Source organism: Pseudomonas sp. 05N431, assembly GCF_056397005.1.
The window spans coordinates 235,062-254,317 of sequence record NZ_JBFTMN010000001.1 but is presented as its reverse complement, the minus strand read 5'-3'; the positions used below and the strand labels follow the sequence as shown (position 1 = coordinate 254,317).

Annotated in this window: 12 protein-coding genes; 9 read left to right on the top strand and 3 right to left on the bottom strand. The window is 60.4% G+C overall.

Annotated elements, in window-relative coordinates:
• Positions 1-344: 344 nt before the first annotated feature.
• The 6 genes from AC1DIG_RS01140 (at position 345) to AC1DIG_RS01115 (ending at position 7,757) form a co-directional block, all read left to right on the top strand.
• A complete protein-coding gene (locus AC1DIG_RS01140; protein ID WP_477765764.1) occupies positions 345-1,394 on the top strand; it encodes an ABC transporter substrate-binding protein in 1,050 nt (349 codons plus the stop codon).
• Between the two features lie 247 nt (positions 1,395-1,641).
• Complete coding sequence (locus tag AC1DIG_RS01135; protein WP_477765763.1) at positions 1,642-2,289, top strand: TetR family transcriptional regulator C-terminal domain-containing protein; 648 nt, start codon at positions 1,642-1,644, stop codon at positions 2,287-2,289.
• Positions 2,290-2,381: 92 nt separating this feature from the next.
• Positions 2,382-3,098 carry a response regulator gene (locus tag AC1DIG_RS01130; RefSeq protein ID WP_477765762.1) on the top strand — a complete coding sequence of 239 codons (717 nt, stop codon included), beginning with the start codon at positions 2,382-2,384 and terminating at the stop codon, positions 3,096-3,098.
• A 5-nt stretch (positions 3,099-3,103) separates the two neighbouring features.
• Positions 3,104-3,877 (top strand): substrate-binding periplasmic protein, encoded by a 774-nt coding sequence (locus AC1DIG_RS01125; RefSeq protein ID WP_477765761.1) that lies wholly within the window; start codon positions 3,104-3,106, stop codon positions 3,875-3,877.
• Entirely contained in the window at positions 3,874-6,135 is a 2,262-nt protein-coding gene (locus tag AC1DIG_RS01120; RefSeq protein WP_477765760.1) for an ATP-binding protein, read from the top strand. The genes AC1DIG_RS01125 and AC1DIG_RS01120 overlap by 4 nt, the downstream gene beginning before the upstream one ends.
• Before the next feature lie 209 nt (positions 6,136-6,344).
• A complete protein-coding gene (locus AC1DIG_RS01115) occupies positions 6,345-7,757 on the top strand; it encodes an amino acid permease (RefSeq protein WP_477765759.1) in 1,413 nt (470 codons plus the stop codon).
• Between the two features lie 95 nt (positions 7,758-7,852).
• Here the strand turns inward: AC1DIG_RS01115 and mapR are convergent, their stop codons facing one another.
• From mapR to AC1DIG_RS01100, 3 genes are all read right to left on the bottom strand, one after another.
• On the bottom strand, positions 7,853-9,262 hold the full coding sequence (mapR, locus tag AC1DIG_RS01110; protein WP_477765758.1) for a GntR family transcriptional regulator MpaR: 1,410 nt from the start codon (positions 9,260-9,262) through the stop codon (positions 7,853-7,855).
• A gap of 241 nt (positions 9,263-9,503) precedes the next feature.
• Positions 9,504-10,916: a cytochrome c oxidase accessory protein CcoG gene (gene ccoG, locus AC1DIG_RS01105; protein ID WP_477765757.1), complete on the bottom strand. Its 1,413-nt coding sequence runs from the start codon at positions 10,914-10,916 to the stop codon at positions 9,504-9,506.
• 195 nt (positions 10,917-11,111) lie between these two features.
• Positions 11,112-11,345 (bottom strand): DUF3203 family protein, encoded by a 234-nt coding sequence (locus tag AC1DIG_RS01100; protein ID WP_477765756.1) that lies wholly within the window; start codon positions 11,343-11,345, stop codon positions 11,112-11,114.
• Positions 11,346-11,552: 207 nt separating this feature from the next.
• Between AC1DIG_RS01100 and AC1DIG_RS01095 the strand changes: the two genes are divergently transcribed.
• The 3 genes from AC1DIG_RS01095 (at position 11,553) to glgB (ending at position 19,253) form a co-directional block, all read left to right on the top strand.
• Entirely contained in the window at positions 11,553-13,547 is a 1,995-nt protein-coding gene (locus tag AC1DIG_RS01095) for an alpha-1,4-glucan--maltose-1-phosphate maltosyltransferase (RefSeq protein WP_477765755.1), read from the top strand.
• 133 nt (positions 13,548-13,680) lie between these two features.
• Positions 13,681-17,022, top strand: coding sequence for a maltose alpha-D-glucosyltransferase (gene treS, locus AC1DIG_RS01090; protein WP_477765754.1), 3,342 nt, complete (start codon positions 13,681-13,683; stop codon positions 17,020-17,022).
• A complete protein-coding gene (gene glgB / locus AC1DIG_RS01085; protein WP_477765753.1) occupies positions 17,019-19,253 on the top strand; it encodes a 1,4-alpha-glucan branching protein GlgB in 2,235 nt (744 codons plus the stop codon). The genes treS and glgB overlap by 4 nt, the downstream gene beginning before the upstream one ends.
• Positions 19,254-19,256: the final 3 nt, after the last annotated feature.

Sequence of the window (19,256 nt, the reverse complement as noted above, 5' to 3'; positions counted from 1 at the left end):
CTTATTTTGGCGCCCACTCCTGGGCATAGGTATCTACACAACATTGAAATGCGATGCAGGACAGCTCCCGTAGCAGCTGCCGAGCTTGCGAGGCTGCGTTCGGCTCGGTCCGCGCTCGGGCGAAGCAGTCGTGAACTCAGGCAGCGCGCTCTTCCAGGTAAACCGCGTATACCGGATTTGCGAGGACTGCGTCCTCGAACGCAGCCTCGCAAGCTCGGCAGCTGCTACGGGAGTTGAAGCAGGACGATGTGTAGAGACTGATGCGCTCCTGGGGCGAACCTCACAACAATAAAAAAGGGTCATGCGGGCATTTGCCTGAGTGACACCTGCACGAGGAACCACTGATGAAATCGAACACGCTCAAGCACGGTTTTTATCCCTTGTTGTTGACCCTGGCCGGCGGCCTTGGCAACGCTCAGGCAGCACAGGAGATGGTGGTGGTAGGTTACGGCGGAGCCGGACAAAAAGCCCAGGACGTGGCGTTCTTCCAACCGTTCAGTACGGCGGATCGGAGCACGCTGATCCAGAGTGAATACAACGGCGAAATGGCCCGGATCAAAGTGATGGTCGACACCGGCAACGTCGATTGGGACGTGGTGCAGATCGAAGGCCCGGACCTGATGCGCGGCTGCGACGAAGGCATGTACGAGCGCCTGGACTGGAAGACCCTGGGCCGCGCCGAGCAGTTGATTCCCGAGGCCGCGCAGAAATGCGGCTCCGCGGCGCTGGTCTGGAGCGTGGCGATTGCCTACGACACCCAGAAGCTGGCGCAGCCCCCGACCTCATGGGCCGATTTCTGGGATGTGCAGAAATTCCCGGGCAAGCGCGGGTTGCGTAAACGTGCGGTGTACAACCTCGAGTTCGCCTTGCTCGCTGACGGGGTGAAGGTCGAGGACGTGTACAAGGTGCTGAGCACTCCGCAGGGCGTCGATCGGGCGTTCGCCAAGCTCACCGAACTCAAACCGCATATCCAGTGGTGGGAAGCCGGCGCGCAACCGGCGCAATGGTTGACCGCCGGCGATGTGGTGATGACCTCGACCTACAGCGGGCGCGTGGCTGCTGCCGCGCAAAGCGGTAGCCACCTCGGGCTGGTCTGGCCGGGCAGCCTGTACGGCATGGACTACTGGGCGATCATCAAGGGCTCCAGACACGTCGATCAGGCCAAGCGCTTTATCGCTTTTGCCAACCAGCCGGATGCCCAGGTCAAGTATGTCGAGCAGATTCCGTACGGCCCGACCAACACTCAAGCCGCCGCCCGGCTGGACAACAAGCTGGCGCAATGGGTGCCGACTGCTCCGCAAAACCTCAAGGGTGCACTGTCGATGAATGTACCGTTCTGGGTCGATCACGGCGAGGAACTCGAAGAGCGCTTCAACGCCTGGGCCAGCAAGTAATTGCCACGGGCTGGACGTGTGAAAGCGCCATCGCGAGCAAGCTCGCTCCCACAGGGTATGTGTCGAGCACAAATGACTGTGGCGACCCGGATCCAGTGTGGGAGCGAGCTTGCTCGCGATGGGGGCAACACGGTCACTCCGGCATGCGACTGACTGGAGACTTGCCACGCTCTTGCTGTACAGTCGTTTAGCCCGCGGTCTTCCCGGCTGCGGCCCCCTAACGATTGATCCACGGAGAGTGTCGCGCATGAGTCAGGAAGCCCGTTTTTCCCGCATGGAGCCGGAGTTGCGCAAGGCCAACCTGATCGAGGCGACGCTGGTGTGCCTCAAGCGCCACGGCTTCCAGGGTGCATCGATCCGCAAGATTTCCGCCGAGGCCGGGGTTTCGGTCGGGCTGATCAGCCATCACTATTCGGGCAAGGACGAACTGGTGGCCGAGGCTTACATGTCGATCACCGGGCGGGTCATGAGCCTGCTGCGCGAGGCCATGGAACAGGCTGCACCGAATGCGCGCGAGCGTTTGTCGGCGTTCTTCCGCGGCTCGTTTTCCGCCGAGCTATTGGACCCGCAACTGCTGGATGCCTGGCTGGCGTTCTGGGGCGCGGTCAAGACCGCAGAGGCGATCAACCAGGCGCACGATCATTCCTATGGCGAGTACCGCGGTGTACTGCGCAAGGTGTTGACCGAGTTGGCACAGGAGGAGGGCTGGGAACATTTCGACGCCGACCTGGCCGCCATCAGCCTCAGCGCCTTGCTCGACGGCCTGTGGCTGGAGTCGGGTCTCAACCCCGGGACCTTTACCCCGGAGCAGGGCATACAGATTTGCGAAGCCTGGGTCGACGGTTTGCAGGCTGGTGGGCGTCAGCGTTTTTGTTTGCAGACGACGGGCTGTTGATCACCCGTTCAGCAATGGATACTCTCTGGCGCCAGTGCAGGAAAAAACTCTAATAAGAAACACGCCTTCGGGCATACGCAGGATTCCAAGCGATGGCTCCTCGGGTACTGATCGTCGATGACGATCCGCTGATTCGCGAACTGCTGCACGCCTACCTGTCCCAGGAAGGCTACGACGTACATTGCGCCGCCACGGCGGAGCTGGCCGAAACCTTTCTGGCGAGCCAGACGGTCGATCTGGTGATGCTCGACATTCGTCTGCCGGGCAAGGACGGCCTGACCCTGACCCGGGAGCTGCGGGTCCGTTCGGAAGTCGGGATCATTCTGATCACCGGGCGCAATGATGAAATCGACCGCATCGTCGGCCTTGAATGCGGCGCCGATGACTATGTGATCAAACCCCTTAATCCACGCGAACTGGTGTCCCGGGCAAAAAACCTGGTGCGCCGGGTTCGTCATGCCCAGACGCCGCAACCGGTTGCAGCGATTTCTCGGCCGGTCAAGCAGTTCGCCGCCTGGGCGCTGGACACTGACCGCAGGCGGCTGATCGACCACGCCGGCAGCGAAACCCTGCTGACCCATGGCGAGTACCAGTTGCTCAGCGTGTTCCTGCGCAACAGCGGCCACACCTTGAGTCGTGACCAGTTGATGGACCAGATCCGCAATCGTGAGTGGGTACCCAATGATCGCTCCATCGATGTGCTGGTCGGACGCTTGCGGCGCAAGTTGCATGATGATCCGGCCGAGCCGCAATTGATCATCACCATCCACGGCGCCGGTTACCTGTTCACCGCCAGCGTCGCGGCCTGAGCCGTATGCTGCGGCTGTTTTGGCTGATGTTGGCGCTGGTGGGGAACAACGCGATGGCGGCGGAGAAGGTTCGCTACTGCGATTACCCGGTGTACCCGCCGATCTCCTGGAGCGACGGCAAACAGGTACGCGGCCTTGCTCCCAGCGTGGTGAAAAACCTGTTCGGGCAACTGGGCTACGAAGTCGAGATCGTTGTGCTGGGCAACTGGAAACGCTGCCTGCTGGACGCAGCCGAAGGCCGGGTCGACGTGGTGCTGGCCTACAGCACCGTGCAACGCGAGCAGAGCATGGTTTTTTCGACGGTGCCGGTGTTGCGCGAAGAGGTCGCGCTGTTCACCAATCGTCAGCACCCGGTGAAGTTCGAACGCCTTGAGGACCTGGCCAATTACCGTGGCGGGCTGTTGTTCGGTGAGAGTTATGGCGTGGATTTCGACCGCCTGGTCGCGCAACATCAGAACATCGAATGGGTGTCCGACAGCAGCCAGAACTTCGGCAAGCTGATTCGCGGGCGCATCGACTTCATCACCTCGGAGCGGCGCACCGGGCAGCTTTACGTCGAAAACCTGCCAGGGGCGCAAGACATCGTGGCCTTGCCGAACGCCTTGAGCGTGGATTATCTGCGGGTTGCGGTGTCACGCCGTTCCCCGTTGGCCAGTCGCATGCCGGACATCGATGCGCAGTTGAAGCGGATGGTCGATGCCGGGGACATCGAGCGTTGGCTGAACGAGAGTGAAGTCACTTACCGCGACATGATCAGCCTGCCGGTGGATGCACAATGATCCGCGCACGCCCCGGCGGACTGTTGCGGCGCCTGCTGCTGTTCATTCTGTTGTTCAGCCTGTGCTTCACCGTGCTCGCCAGCACCGTGCAACTGTATTTCGAGTACCGCCGCGAGATGCGTGACATCGACTCACGCATGGAACTGATTCGCGCCGGCTACCTGGCCAGCCTGGAACGCAGCCTCTGGGACCTGAACCAGGAACAGTTGAATGTGCAACTGCGCGGTCTGGTGGATTTCTCCGACGTGGCCCGGGTTCATCTGACCAGCCCGGACTTCGATCTACTGCAGGGCAACCAGGACCCGATCGGGCCGTTGCGCGTCGAGCGTTTTGAACTGGATTACCAACCGCCAACAGGTCCCGTGCGGCATTTGGGGCAATTGGAAGTCAGTACCGATCTGGGCGCGGTGCATCAGCGGCTGTTCGCCACCGGTTTGACCAGTCTGTTGTGGATGAGCGTGTTTCTCTGCGGGTTGGCGGTGGCGCTGTCGGGACTGTTTTACCGTTTGGTCACGCGGCACCTGCAAGTCATGGCCGGGTTTGCCCGGCGCATCGCCGTCGGTGACTGGCATGAGCCTTTGCATCTGGACAAGAGCCGCCGCGCCCACGAAGACGAAATCGACACCGTGGCTCACGCCCTGGACGATATGCGCCGGGCGATCCTCAGTGACATTGATCGGCGCGAAATCGATCGCCTGGCGTTGCAGGACAATCGCGATGAACTGCTGAGAATGGTCGAGCGGCGCACCGCCAGCCTGATGCGTGCCAAGGACGAAGCCGAGGCGGCCAACCTCGCCAAGTCGCGGTTCCTGGCGACCATGAGCCATGAACTGCGCACGCCGCTCAACGGCATCCTCGGCATGGCCGAGTTGCTGCGTGGCGCCAGCCTTGATGAGCGCGACGGCAAACGTCTGGATGCGCTGTACAAGGCCGGCGAAGGGTTGCTGACGATTCTCAACGAAGTGCTGTATTTCGCCAGGCTGGAGGAGGGCGAAACCCACCCGGAGCCAGTCGACTTCTCGGTCCGGCAATTGCTCGACGAGGTACTGACGCTGCTGGAGCCGCGCGCGCTGAGCAACGACACGACGCTGCATTGCCGCATCGATCCGCAGGTCGCCGACAGGCATCACGGTGCCGAGCAGTTCTTGCGTCAGGTGTTGAGCAACCTGCTGGCCAACGCGATCAAGTTCACCGAAGGCGGGCAGGTCAGCGTCGAGGTCACATTGCTGGGGCAAGATTCGGGGCAAACCGGGCAACGGCTGCGTCTGAGCGTGACCGACAACGGCATCGGCATTGCTCCGGCGATGCAGGCAAAGATTTTCGAACGCTTTACCCAGGCCAGCGAAGAGGTAGCACAACGCTTTGGCGGAACCGGCCTGGGCCTCGCCATCAGCAAACACCTGGTGGAGCAGTTGGGCGGGCAGATCGGCGTTGACAGTGAGATGGGGCGCGGTAGCTGTTTCTGGTTCGAGCTGACGTTGCCGCCGGCCACCGGCACGGTCGAAGTGATATTGAGCAGTGCAGCCGGTCCGGCGTTGAAAATTCTGGTGGTCGAGGACGTGGCGCTGAACCGCGAAGTGGTCAGCGGTTTGCTGCAACGGGACGGGCATCAGGTCTGGCTTGCTGAAGAGGCCGAACAGGCGCTGATGCAGTGCGCGAGCCAGACCTTCGATTTGATCCTGCTCGATGTGCACCTGCCGGGTATCAGTGGCGTCGAGCTGTGCAAACTGATTCGCAGCAGCGCTGGGCCAAACCGTCACAGCCGGATTTTCGCCCTGACCGCCAGTGTGCAACCAACCCTGGTGCGCGGTTATCTGGATGCCGGCATGGACGGCATTCTCGCCAAACCCTTGAAGCTCGAAAACCTGCGGCAGGCGCTGGCCGGGCAGTCGCCAACTCCCGAGCCGCAGCGCGATGACGAGTCAATGGACTGGCCGTTGTTAGACACTCACCGGACCTTGCTCGGTGAACAGAAGGTTCAGGGATTGCTCGCGGTGTTGCGCAATTCGATCACTCAGCATCAAGAAGCGTTAACGGAAGCCATCGAGGCCGACGATTGCACCGAAGTCGCCCATCTGGCCCATCGCTTGGCCGGCAGTAGCGACTCATTGGGCTTTCGCGCACTGGCCAATGTGCTGCGCTCGCTGGAAGAGGCGGCGCTGGTCAGTGATGAGTCAGCGCTGCGGGCGCTGGCACCGCAGATGCATGAGCAATTGCAGCGTTCGCAACAGACGCTGGCCGAGCTGTTGCGCGCCTGACGTACAAGATCGTTACGACTTTTTACATCTTTGATCTTTACGTTCAACGCGAACTTACACGGGTTTCCAATAATCGACGCAACCGCCGTCAGTGCGGTCTTCGAAGCTTATTGGAGATAATAATAATGAACTGCCGTAAAGCTGATCCTTCCCAGCGTCATGACGTCCTGTCATCCGCCGTGCACCTCGCCGACTACTGAGGTGCCGACATGAGCGAATCTATCGAACGCAAAGGCATACACCTGACCCGCGCCCTGAAAAGCCGGCACATATTCATGCTCTCGCTGGGCGGCGTGATCGGCACCGGGCTGTTCATGGGCTCCGGCGTGACGATCAACCAGGGCGGCCCGGTGGGGGCGATTCTGGCCTATCTGGTTGCCGGTTTCCTGATGTACCTGGTGATGGTTTGCCTGGGTGAATTGTCGGTACAAATGCCGGTGTCCGGTTCGTTCCAGACCCACGCCACCAAGTTCATCGGGCCGGCCACCGGCTTCATGATCGGTTGGGTGTACTGGATGAGCTGGGCGTCCACCGTCGGCCTGGAGTTCACCGCGGCTGGCATGTTGATGGTGCGCTGGTTTCCCACTGTACCGATCTGGTACTGGTCGGCGCTGTTCGTGGTCGTCTTGTTCGGCCTGAACGCTCTGGCGACCCGCGCCTTCGGTGAAGCGGAATACTGGTTCTCCGGGATCAAGGTCGCAGCGATTCTCGGCTTCATCGTGGTCGGTGTTCTGGTGATCTTCGGCGCAATCCCGCTGACCAGCGGCGCTCCGGCGCCGATGATGAGCAACCTGATCGGCGACTCATTGTTCCCCAACGGTTTGCCCGCAGTGTTCGCGGTGATGATGACCGTGGTCTATGCATTCCAGGGTTGCGAGATCATGGGCGTGGCTGCCGGCGAAACCGATCAACCAGAAAAAAGCATCCCGCGCGCGGTGCGCAACGTGGTATTTCGCGTGCTGATCTTCTACGTCTTGGCGATTGTGGTGCTGTCGGCCATCGTGCCGTGGCAGCAGGCCGGCTTGATGGAAAGCCCGTTCGTGCAAGTGTTCGACATGGTCGGCATTCCTTACGCCGCCGACTTAATGAACTTCGTGATCCTCACGGCGATTCTGTCGGTCGGCAACTCCGGTCTGTACGCTTCGACGCGGATTCTGTGGGCGATGTCGAAAACCGGCATGGCGCCGAAAAGTCTGTCGCCGTTGAGCAAACGCGGTGTGCCATTGCGGGCGCTGAGCATCACCTTGTGCTTCGCGCTGGTGTCGCTGATGACCAGTTTCATCGCTGCCGACACCTTGTTCATGGTGCTGATGGCGGTGAGTGGGATGTCCGGCACCGTGACCTGGATCGTTATCGCACTGGCGCAGTACAAGTTCCGCAAGGCTTATCTGCGCGATGGCGGCAAGCTCAGCGACCTGAAATACCGTGCGCCGTGGTTCCCGCTGCTACCAATCCTGTGCATTGCCTTGTGCTGCTCGCTGTTCGTGTTCCTGGCCATGGATGAAACCCAGCGTCCTTCGCTGTATTGGGGCTTTGGGTTCATGGCGCTGTGCTACGGCGCGTATTTCCTGATTCAGCGCAAACGCCAAACCGTGTTGGCGCCGAGCCTGCCGACCGTGTAACGGCGCGCGATCAAAAAAACGCGACAGGCAACTGTCGCGTTTTTTTTACGTCCACTGCGCCAAAGCGCGGGCCTGTGCACGCCATAGCTGGGTGATCAAAACGACCGCACAATCCTGCCCAAGGTCTCCATGGCCTTTTCGGCATCCTCGGTCCACGGGCTACCGTAGTTCAAACGAATGCAATTTCGAAAACGCTGGGTCGGTGAAAAGATCGGCCCTGGCGCGATGCTGATGCCTTGCGCCAACGCCATCTGGAACAGCTTCAACGAATCCATTTGCGCTGGCAGCTCCAGCCACAGGAAGTAACCGCCGGCCGGTTGGCTGACGCGGGTCTGGGTCGGGAAGTAGCGGGCGATGGCTGCGAGCATGGCGCTTTGCTGTTCTTCAAGGGCGTAGCGCAGTTTGCGCAGGTGACGGTCGTAGCCGCCGTGTTGCAGGTAATCGGCAATCGCCGCCTGGGCCGGCATCGAGGCGCAGAGCGAGGTCATCAGCTTCAGGCGTTCGATTTTCTGCGCGTAGCGCCCGGCGGCGACCCAGCCGATGCGGTAACCGGGAGCGAGGCTCTTGGCGAAGGAACCGCAGTGCATCACCAGCCCTTCGGTGTCGAAGGCTTTGGCTGGTTTCGGCGCTTGCTGGCCGTAATAGAGCTCGGCATAGACATCGTCCTCGATCAGCGGCACTTGATGGCTGCGCAACAACTCCACCAGTTCCTGTTTCTTGGCCTCGGGCATGGTGGCGCCCATGGGGTTCTGGAAACTGGTCATGCACCAGCAGGCTTTGATCGGATGGCGTTCAAGGGTTTGCGCCAGCACGCCGAGGTCGATGCCGTCGCGCGGGTGCACGGGAATTTCCACCGCTTTGAGTTTGAGTCGCTCAAGCACTTGCAGGCTGGCATAGAACGCTGGCGCTTCAATAGCCACCAGGTCGCCGGGTTCGGTGACCGCTTGCAGGCACAGGTTCAGCGCTTCGAGCGCGCCGTTGGTGATCAGCAGTTCTTCCATGGGCAGCATCAGGCCGCCGACCATGTAGCGCAGGGCGATTTGCCGACGCAATTGCGGATTGCCCGGCGACATGTCGGTCACCACCATGCGTGGGTCCATTTCCCTGGCGGCACTGGCCAGCGAGCGTGACAGGCGTTGCAGTGGAAACAGCGTCGGGCTCGGGAAGGCCGAGCCGAAGGGCACGGTGGTCGGGTCCTTGATCGAATCGAGGACCGAGAACACCAGTTCACTCACGTCGACTTCGGTGGACTCGTTGACCTGGCTGCTGATCACCGGCTCCGAGAACGGGCTCGGCGCGTGGGTGTTGACGAAGTAGCCGGAGCGCGGCCGGGCGCGGATCAGGCCACGACGTTCCAGCAAGTAGTAGGCCTGAAACACCGTGGAGGGGCTGACCCCGTATGTCTGGCTGGCGTAACGCACCGAGGGGACGCGCTGGCCAGGGCCGAGCACCCCGGAGCGGATCAGTTCAGCAATGTCGTCAGCGAATTTTTCGTAGCGTTTCATTGAAAGGCCTTGTCGCCAGGTGTTTGTGTTGGGTGTCAGGGGGATCGTCCCCTCACCCTAGCCCTCTCCCGGAGGGAGAGGGGACAGATTGGGGGATGTTCAAAGTTTGCTGCGACCTGAACGTTTTGCATTGAATCCATAGTCGACTTGGTATTTCAGGTCGCAGTACATCAACAGACGCCTCGGTCAGTCCCCTCTCCCTCCGGGAGAGGGCTAGGGTGAGGGTAAGGATTCTAAAGGCTCAACGATTCATCGGCGCAACAAACCGGCTCTTGGCCACGCTGTTCACCGAAGGCTCATCGCTGTCAGTGATCTTGAAGCTGATCGTCTGCGAGCTGCTGCTGGGTTTGTCGGTGGTCATGGCCACTGAAACAGGCACATCAACAATTTCTCCCGGCGCCAGGCTCAACTCGGTCTTGCCCTGCAACTGGAAGCCGTCGCCGTCCACCAGGGACAAACGATAGTCCTGCCGCTGCTGGGTTTTATTGATGACTTTGAGGCTGTAGATGTTTTCAATCTGGCCCTGGCTGTTTTCGCGAAACAGGCCACGGTCCTTGCTGACGTCCAGCGAGACCATCGACCGCTCCATCAGCGCCAGCGTCAGTGCACCGATCATCACCACCAGCACCGCCGTGTAGCCGATCAACCGAGGCCTGAGCAAGTGGGTCTTGCCACCTTGCAACTCATGCTCGGAGGTGTAGCTGATCAGGCCACGGGCATAGCCCATTTTGTCCATGATCGAATCGCAGGCATCGATACACGCCGCGCAGCCAATGCACTCCATCTGCAAGCCGTCGCGAATGTCGATGCCGGTCGGACAGACCTGCACGCACAGGTGACAGTCGATGCAATCGCCCAGACCGACGTCGGCAGGTTTCACCTCGCGTTTGCGTGGGCCACGGCTTTCGCCACGGGCGGCGTCGTAGGAGATGGTCAGCGTATCTTTGTCGAACATCACGCTCTGGAACCGTGCATACGGACACATGTGCATGCACACCGCTTCACGCAGCCAACCGGCGTTGATGTAGGTCGCGCCGGTGAAGAACAGCACCCAGAACAGACTGACGCCGCCCATTTGCAGGGTCAGCAGTTCATTGGCCAGTGGGCGAATCGGTGTGAAGTAGCCAACAAACGTCAGCCCCGTCAACACACTGATGGCCAGCCACAACGTGTGTTTGGCCGAACGACGCAGCAGTTTGTTCAGGCCCCAAGGGGCGGCTTGCAGCTTGATCCGTTGGTTGCGCTCGCCCTCGGTGACCTTTTCGCACCACATGAACAGCCAGGTGAAGGAACTCTGCGGGCAGGTGTAGCCACACCACACTCGCCCGGCGAACACGGTGATCGCGAACAGGCCGAAGGCGCAGATGATCAGCAGCGCCGAGAGCAGGATGAAATCCTGCGGCCAGAAGGTCGCGCCGAAGATGTGGAATTTGCTTTCCGACAAGTCCCAGAGCACCGCCTGCCGGCCGCCCCAGTTCAGCCACACCGTGCCGAAAAACGCCAGGAACAGAAACCCCGCACCGCTCAGGCGCAAGGTGCGGAACAAACCGGTGAAGCTGCGGGTGTGAATCTGGTTGTCGCTGGATTTGGCCTTCATCTTTGGACGCGAAGGCTCGAATGTCTCTACTAATCGGACGGGGATTCTATCGCTCATGGTCTTTCGCTCATCAGCCTCCATCAGGCAGATGAACTATGACCACTGAACTGTTTGCATAACAGACTCAGGTATTGGATTAAAAAGCGGATCAGATGAGTCCTTGATCCGCCCCTGCGACAACTTGATGCACCCCGGCAGGCGCGGCGGCAGCGTCTGTCACAGGCGTCTGCGGCGATCTCTGATCTGCGTCAGTCAAATCACCGAATCACTGCAGGTGACCATCAGGTGCCGACGACCATCGGTGGCACCTGCTACGGTTAATGCGTCGGCTTCTGCTTCGGTGATGTAGAAGCGCTGGCCATCGAGGTCCACCGCCGACATGGCTTTGTCCGCGTCGGTGATGATGGTTACATCGGCAGCAAGGCGAATCTCTTCGCCATTCTCGGTAATGAAGAAGCAGACCTGGTTTTCGATTCGCATGGTCATGGGGGTCACCCTTTTCTGCGGGATCTAAAGGTTAGGGCACAGGTTTTGCTCATCGTTCTGTGTAACCGATTAGCGGTCATGGAGCGGGGCTAAAGTGTGAGGATCTGAACTTTTAGCAAGGCCCGGCGCTCGGAACCTAAGTAGCGTCATGCAAGCAACACACGATCAAGCACAGGAGCGTCCATGGGGCGTAAGGGGCGAGGCTCGATGACGACTGAAAAACCGACTGAGCTGCAGTACAACCCGCAACTGCCACTGTCGCAGGCCTTGCTGCTGCCGCGGATTATTATCGAGAGCACCCAGCCTGTGATCGATGGCGGCCAGTTTGCGGCCAAGGCTATCGAAAGGCAGGCCGTGACGGTGACCAGCAAGGTTTTTGCTGACGGTCACGACGTGCTAGCGGTGCGCGTGCGTTGGCGTGCCGAGGCCGACTCGATCTGGCAGAGCGAAGTCATGACCGATCTGGGCAATAACGCCTGGAAAGGTCAGTTCAGCGTCGCACTGCCTGGGCAGTACCGGTTTTGCATCGAGGCCTGGATCGATCAGTTCGCCAGCTTCTGTCATGAACTGGAAAAAAAGCATGTCGCGGGCGTTCCGGTCAGCCTGGAACTGCAAGAAGGGCGCATCCAGGTGCTGCAGGCGGCGGAGCGCAGTGATGGTCAGTTGAGCGAGAAACTTACAGCGCTGCACCATGAACTGGCCGGACTGCTTGAAACCGAGCAAGTCGCGCTGTTTCTGCACCCGCGCAGTGCCCGGTTGATGGCCGAGGCTGATCTGCGTCCCTACCTCAGCCTGAGTCCGGAGTACCCACTGGACGTCGAGCGCGAACGTGCGCAGTTCGCCAGTTGGTATGAGTTGTTTCCGCGCTCGATCACCGATGATCCCGATCGCCACGGTACGTTCAACGATGTGCATTCACGTCTGGCGATGATCCAGGACATGGGCTTTGACGTGCTGTACTTCCCGCCGATCCACCCGATTGGTCGCAGCTATCGCAAAGGTCCCAACAATTCCCTGACCGCCGGCCCTGATGACCACGGTAGCCCGTATGCCATTGGCGGTGTCGAAGGCGGGCATGAAGCGATTCACCCTCAGTTGGGCAGTCGCGAGGATTTTCGTCGTCTGGTCAAGGCCGCCGCCGCACACGGGTTGGAGATCGCCCTGGATTTCGCGATTCAATGCTCGCAGGACCATCCGTGGCTGAAGCAGCATCCAGGCTGGTTCAACTGGCGGCCGGACGGCACCATCAAATACGCCGAAAACCCGCCGAAGAAATACCAGGACATCGTCAACGTCGACTTCTATGCCAGCGAGGCGATTCCCAGCCTGTGGCTGGAGCTGCGGGACATCGTGGTCGGCTGGGTCGAGGAGGGCGTGAAGATCTTCCGCGTCGACAATCCGCACACCAAACCCTTGCCGTTCTGGCAGTGGCTGATCGGTGATGTACGGGCGTTGTATCCCGAGGTGATCTTCCTGGCCGAGGCCTTTACCACCCCGGCGATGATGGCGCGCCTGGGCAAGGTCGGTTACTCCCAGAGCTACACCTACTTCACCTGGCGTAACACCAAGCACGAATTGGCGACGTACCTCACCGAGCTGAACCAGTCGCCCTGGCGAGAGTGCTTCCGGCCCAACTTTTTCGTCAATACCCCCGACATCAATCCAGGCTTTCTCCACGAGTCGGGCCGCGCCGGGTTTCTGATCCGGGCCGCGCTGGCGACCATGGGCTCGGGCCTGTGGGGCATGTATTCGGGGTTTGAACTGTGCGAGTCGGCGCCAGTGCCGGGCAAGGAGGAATACCTCGACTCCGAGAAGTATGAAATCCGTGTCCGGGACTTCACTGCGCCGGGCAACATCATCGCCGAGATCGCCCAGCTTAATCGCATTCGCCGGCAAAACCCGGCCTTGCACAGCCATTTGGGTCTGCAGGTCTACAACGTGTGGAACGACAACATTCTGTACTTCGGTAAACGCACGGCCGATGGCAGTAATTTTATTCTGGTTGCAGTCAGCCTCGACCCGTTCAACGCCCAGGAGGCGCACTTCGAATTGCCGCTGTGGGAGATGGGCTTACCCGACGACGCGGTGACCCAGGGTGAAGACCTGATGAATGGCCACCGCTGGGACTGGCACGGCAAGACCCAGTGGATGCGCATCGAGCCGTGGAACCAGCCGTTCGGGATATGGCGGATTACGGTTTAGCCGCCCCCACGAATCATGTGGGAGCGAGCTTGCTCGCGATAGCGCCCGCTCAGTCAGCATTGATGGTGGATGTCATGCCGTCATCGCGAGCAAGCTCGCTCCCACAGGTCCTCACTGTACTCAGGAGTTTCCAATGGCGAAGAAACCCAGGTCAGCCACCTTCAGCAATGACCCGCTCTGGTACAAGGATGCGGTGATTTATCAGGTCCACGTAAAGTCTTATTTTGACTCCAACAACGACGGAATCGGCGACTTTCCTGGTTTGATCGCCAAACTGGATTACATCGCCGATCTGGGCGTCAATACCATCTGGTTGCTGCCGTTTTACCCCTCGCCACGCCGCGATGATGGTTATGATATTGCCGAGTACCGTGGCGTACACCGCGACTACGGAACGCTCACCGACGCCAAACGTTTTATAGCCGAGGCCCACAATCGTGGCTTGCGGGTGATCACCGAGCTGGTCATCAACCATACCTCCGATCAACATCCCTGGTTTCAACGGGCGCGCAAGGCCAAACCAGGCTCAAAGGCGCGGGACTTTTATGTCTGGTCCGATGACGATCAAAAGTATGACGGCACGCGGATCATATTTCTCGACACCGAGAAGTCCAACTGGACCTGGGATCCGGTGGCCGGCCAGTACTTCTGGCACCGCTTCTATTCGCACCAACCGGACCTGAACTTCGATAATCCGCAGGTCATGAAAGCCGTGCTCTCGGTGATGCGCTACTGGCTGGACCTGGGCATCGACGGCCTGCGCCTGGATGCGATTCCCTACCTGATCGAGCGCGACGGCACCAACAACGAGAACCTGCCCGAAACCCATGATGTGCTCAAGCGGATTCGCGCCGAGATTGACGCCCATTACCCGGACCGCATGCTGCTGGCCGAAGCCAACCAGTGGCCGGAAGACACTCAGTTGTATTTCGGTGATGTTCATGGCGATAACGGCGACGAATGCCACATGGCCTTCCACTTTCCGCTGATGCCGCGCATGTACATGGCGCTGGCGCAGGAAGACCGTTTTCCGATCACCGATATCCTGCGCCAGACGCCGGAGATTCCAGCCAACTGCCAATGGGCGATTTTCCTGCGTAACCATGATGAGCTGACCCTGGAGATGGTCACCGACAAGGAGCGCGATTACCTGTGGAACTACTACGCGGCTGACCGCCGCGCGCGGATCAACCTCGGCATTCGTCGACGCCTGGCACCGCTGATGGAGCGTGACCGGCGCCGCGTCGAGTTGCTCAACAGCCTGCTGCTGTCGATGCCCGGGACGCCGACGTTGTACTACGGCGACGAAATCGGCATGGGGGACAATATCTATCTCGGCGACCGCGATGGCGTACGCACGCCGATGCAATGGTCGATCGACCGTAATGGCGGGTTTTCCCGCGCCGACCCGGCGAGCCTGGTGCTGCCGCCTATCATGGACCCGCTCTACGGTTACCTGTCGGTGAACGTCGAAACCCAGGCTGGCGACCCGCATTCATTGCTGAACTGGACCCGGCGCATGTTGGCGATCCGCAAACAGTCCAAGGCTTTTGGCCGAGGCAGCTTGAAAATGCTCTCGCCGAGCAACCGACGGATTCTTGCGTATACCCGTGAATACACCGGTGATGACGGTAAACACGAAATCATCCTGTGCGTAGCCAACGTCTCGCGCAGTGCCCAGGCGGCCGAGCTGGACCTCTCGGTCTTCGCCGGCATGGTTCCCGTGGAAATGCTCGGTGGCAATGCATTCCCGCCGATTGGCCAGCTCAACTTTCTGCTGACCCTGGCGCCGTACGGCTTTTACTGGTTTGTGCTGGCGGCGGAAAACCAGATGCCGAGCTGGCACGTCGAGCCTGCGCAAAGCCTGCCGGACTTCACCACCCTGGTGCTAAAAGAGCGCATGGAAGAGCTGCTCGAAGCACCATCGCGCACCATATTGGAGCAAAGTGCGCTGCCAAGCTGGTTGCACAATCGGCGTTGGTTCGCCGGCAAGGACTCCAGTATCGAAACGGTGCACATTGCTTACGGCGTGCGTTTTGGTGATCCGCTGCATCCGGTGCTGTTCAGCGAAATCGAGGTGGTCAGCGACGGTCAGACCAGTCGTTACCAGCTGCCGTTCGGGTTTCTCGCCGAAGACCAGGTGGGCACTGCATTGCCACAGCAGCTGGCGTTGGCGCGAGTGCGACGCGGGCGGCAGGTGGGCTTGGTGACGGACGCATTCAGCCTCGACAGTTTCATTCGTGCGGTGATCCAGGCGATGCAGGCGCACACGGTGCTGGCCACCTGCGACGGCGAAATCCGTTTCGAGCCGAGCGCCGGGCTGGAGCACCTCGGCCTGGCTGCGGACTGCGACGTGCGCTACCTGTCGGCCGAGCAATCCAACAGTTCCGCAGTGATTGGCGGCAGCCTGGTACTCAAGCTGATCCGCAAGGTCGCCAGCGGCGTACACCCGGAACTGGAGATGGGCGCTTACCTGACCGCCGCCGGGTTCAAGCACATTTCACCGCTGCTCGGCTCGGTGATTCGCCGGGATCGGCAAGGTGAAGACACGCTGTTGATGATCGCCCAAGGGTATCTGAGCAATCAGGGCGATGCCTGGGAATGGACCCAGAACAACCTTGAGCGGGCGATTCGCGATGAGTTGGCCGAGGCAATGTCCGAGCAGGAACAGCATTACAACGCACTCGGCGAATTGAAAGATTTCGCTGGCATGCTCGGTCAGCGGCTTGGGGAAATGCACCAGCTATTGGCGGCGCCCGGTGACAACCCGGCGTTTGGTTCGCGGGTCAGCACGCACAAGGATCAGCAGGCATTGGCGAAAGCGATTGGTGCGCAGCTGGAGCGTGCCTTGCAGTTGCTCAAGCAGCATCAGTCCGGGCTGAGCCCGGGAGATCAGGTGTTGGTGGTGCGTTTGCAGGAGCAGAAGAAAACCATCCTCAAGCACATTCAGGAGCTGGCGGAAACTTCGGTGGGCGGTTTGCAGATGCGTGTTCACGGTGATTTGCACCTGGGTCAGGTGCTGGTGATCAAGGGCGATGCCTATCTGATCGATTTCGAGGGTGAGCCGGCGCGGCCATTGCATGAGCGAAGGGGCAAGCACAGTCCGTACAAGGATGTGAGCGGTGTGCTGCGTTCGTTCGATTATGCGGCGGCCATGGCCATGGACGGGCAAGGGGTTGATGGCAGCGCGCAGACGCTGGCGGCACGTCAGCGGGTGACGGAACGTTATTTGCGTGAGGCTCCGGTAGCGTTTGTTCAGGCGTATCGGCAAGCAACGGCTAGTCTTGCTCATGCATGGCAGGATCCAGCGGCCGAAGACGCCGCACTGGCGTTGTTCTGCCTGGAGAAGGCGGCCTATGAAGTGGGGTATGAAGCCGAAAATCGTCCCAGCTGGTTGCCCGTGCCATTGCACGGTTTATACGGGTTGTTGAGTGGACTCAAACCCTTTTCCTATGTGAGTGGAGAGCAGTCATGACGGAGCCATCATTGAGGGAGCAGGGGCATAAGAAAGAAGCGCTGCTGCCGGCGGCGCGAGACATCGAGGCGCTGGTGCGTGCCGAGCATCAGGATCCCTTTGCGATACTTGGACCTCATGCAGATGGGGCCGGCGGTCAGTTCATTCGTGCTTACCTGCCGGACGCCTTGAGCGTGCAGGTGATCGCCCGTGATTCCGGTGAAGTGCTCGGCAGCTTGCACCCGACCGAAGTGCCGGGGTTGTTCGTCGGGCATTTCGACCGGGCACAGGCTTACCTGTTGCGCACCCGTTGGGCTGGCGGCGAGCAAACCGCAGAGGACCCTTACAGCTTCGGTCCGTTGCTGGGCGAGATGGATTTGTATCTGTTCGCCGAGGGCAACCACCGCGATCTCAGTGCGTGTCTGGGGGCGCAATTGAAGAACGTCGAGGGTGTCGACGGCGTGCGTTTTGCGGTGTGGGCGCCGAATGCCCGGCGGGTCTCGGTGGTCGGCGATTTCAACGTATGGGACGGTCGTCGTCACCCGATGCGGTTGCGTCATCCGTCCGGCGTCTGGGAGCTGTTTGTTCCGCGCTTGCAGGCGGGGGAGGCGTACAAGTACGAAATTCTCGGTGCCCACGGGATTCTGCCGCTCAAGGCTGACCCGATGGCACTGGCGACACAACTACCGCCGGACACGGCCTCGAAAGTCGCCTCACCGTTGCATATCGATTGGCAGGATCAGGACTGGATGCAGACGCGCGGCGAACGCCACCGGCCGAGCGCGCCGCTGTCGATCTATGAGCTGCATGCCGGTTCCTGGCAGTGTGAAGTGGATGACGTCGGTGAAGTGGCGCGCCAATACACTTGGGGCGAATTGGCCGAACATCTGATCCCTTATGTGCAGCAACTCGGTTTTACCCATATCGAACTGATGCCGATCATGGAGCACCCGTTCGGTGGTTCCTGGGGTTATCAGCCGTTATCGCAATTCGCCCCGAGCGCCCGTTACGGCTCGCCCAGTGACTTTGCCGCGTTCGTCAACGCCTGCCACCGGGCCGACATCGGGGTGATCCTCGATTGGGTGCCGGCGCATTTTCCCACCGATACCCATGGCCTGGCGCAGTTCGACGGCACCGCGCTGTACGAGTACGGCAACCCGCTGGAAGGTTTTCACCAGGACTGGGACACGCTGATTTACAACCTCGGACGTACCGAAGTGCATGGCTTCATGCTGGCGTCGGCATTGCACTGGCTCAAGCACTTTCATGTCGATGGGCTGCGGGTCGATGCGGTGGCCTCGATGCTGTATCGCGACTATTCACGCAAGGCCGGCGAGTGGGTACCCAATCGTCATGGCGGTCGGGAGAACCTCGAAGCCATCGATTTTGTCCGCCATCTCAACGATGTGATCGACCTTGAAGCGCCCGGTGCTCTGGTGATCGCCGAGGAGTCCACGGCCTGGCCGGGGGTCAGCCAGGGCACGCAACATGGCGGGTTGGGGTTCGACTACAAATGGAACATGGGCTGGATGCACGATTCGCTGCATTACATTCAGCAGGACCCGGTCTACCGCGCCCATCACCACAACGAGCTGAGCTTTGGTCTGGTTTACGCCTGGTCCGAACGCTTCATCCTGCCGATTTCCCACGACGAGGTGGTCCACGGCAAGCATTCGCTGATCGACAAGATGCCTGGCGATCGCTGGCAGAAGTTCGCCAACTTGCGCGCTTACCTGAGTTTCATGTGGGGGCATCCGGGCAAAAAACTGCTGTTCATGGGCTGTGAGTTCGGTCAGTGGCGTGAATGGAATCACGATCAGCAACTGGATTGGTACTTGCTGCAATACCCGGAGCACCGCGGTGTGCAGAAACTGGTGACTGACCTCAACCAGCTGTACCGCACCGAGCCAGCACTGCACGATCAGGACGATGTGCCGCAGGGTTTCCAATGGCTGATCGGCGATGACGCGATGAACAGCGTCTACGCCTGGCTGCGCTGGAGCAAGGAAGGGCGGCCGGTATTGGTCGTGGCGAACTTCACGCCGGTGCCGCGTGCCGCCTATCGGGTTGGGGTGCCAGTCGCAGGACGCTGGGAAGAAGTGTTCAACAGCGATGCGGGCATCTATGCAGGCTCCAACTATGGCAACGGCGGCGGTGTGATGACCGAAGAGGAGGGCAGCCACGGCCAGCCCTTGTCGCTGGTACTGAATCTGCCGCCGTTGGCGGTGTTGATGTTACGGCCGCAGGGTTGATGT